The organism is Corynebacterium sp. HMSC058E07, assembly GCF_001809885.1.
GTDB lineage: Bacteria > Actinomycetota > Actinomycetes > Mycobacteriales > Mycobacteriaceae > Corynebacterium > Corynebacterium macclintockiae.
Window position 1 is genome coordinate 1 of record NZ_KV799240.1, and the last position, 1,108, is coordinate 1,108.

Sequence of the window (1,108 nt, forward strand, 5' to 3'; positions counted from 1 at the left end):
CCGTCTGCGGCGCCGAATACGGGGTTGTATCCACCGATCGGGTCAACCACCGCAACGGGTATCGCCACCGCGACCTTGACACCCGTGTCGGCACGATCGACGTGGCGGTGCCGAAACTGCGCCACGGCGCGTTCTTCCCAGACTGGCTGTTAGAGCGCCGCTCACGAGCAGAACGAGCCTTATCGACTGTGATCGCCACGTGCTACCTTAAGGGGGTTTCCACCCGCAGGATGAATGATCTGGTGGCTACACTTGGGATTTCCAGCATGTCGAAATCGCAAGTCTCACGCATGTCAGAAGAACTCGACGACATGGTCGCAGACTTCAAAAACCGCCCACTAGACCCCGGCGGGTACGCCTTTTTATCGTGCGATGCGCTCACGATCAAAGTCCGTGAAGGCGGCCGGGTGGTCAAATGCTCAGTGCTGCTTGCCACCGGAGTCAACGCCGACGGGTATCGCGAAATGCTCGGCATGCACGTCGCCACCGCGGAATCCAACGCGTCGTGGAAAGGCTTCTTCCAGGACTTAAAAGCCCGCGGACTTACTGGGGTATTCCTTATCACCAGTGATGCCCACGAAGGCATCCAGCACGCCATTTCCGAAGTGCTGCCCAATGCGTCGTGGCAGCGGTGCCGCACCCATTTCGCGAAGAACCTCTACGAAAAGGTCCCGAAAACACAATGGCCGATGGTCTCTGCGATGTTCCAGACAATCTTCCAGCAACCTGACGCCACATCCACTTGGGCTCAAGCCCGCGAAGTTGTCGACCTACTGGAGCCGAAATTCCCTCACGTCGCGGCGTATTTGGAGGAATCACTCGATGAAGTACTGGCGTTTACCGCAGTGCCGAAACCAGTCTGGACGAAGGTGTGGTCAAACAACCCCACAGAACGGTTAAACCGAGAGATCCGCCGGCGCACCGACGTCGTCGGCATTTTCCCAAACCGTGAATCCATCATCCGGCTTGTCGGTGCGGTCCTAGCCGAGCAACACGACGATTGGATCCAACAAAAACGCTACATGTCACTGACCGCACTCGAACACACCAAGCACCTCATGCACCACCCAGGAGAACATCGTGACGACCACCACCAGCTAACCGCCTA

1 protein-coding gene is annotated in these 1,108 nt (G+C 57.9%); it reads left to right on the plus strand.

All coding sequences use genetic code 11. From position 1 onward, the window contains the following. The coding region (locus HMPREF2678_RS00960) for an IS256-like element IS3506 family transposase (protein ID WP_070550540.1) at positions 1–1,108 on the plus strand (1,108 nt) is incomplete at both ends.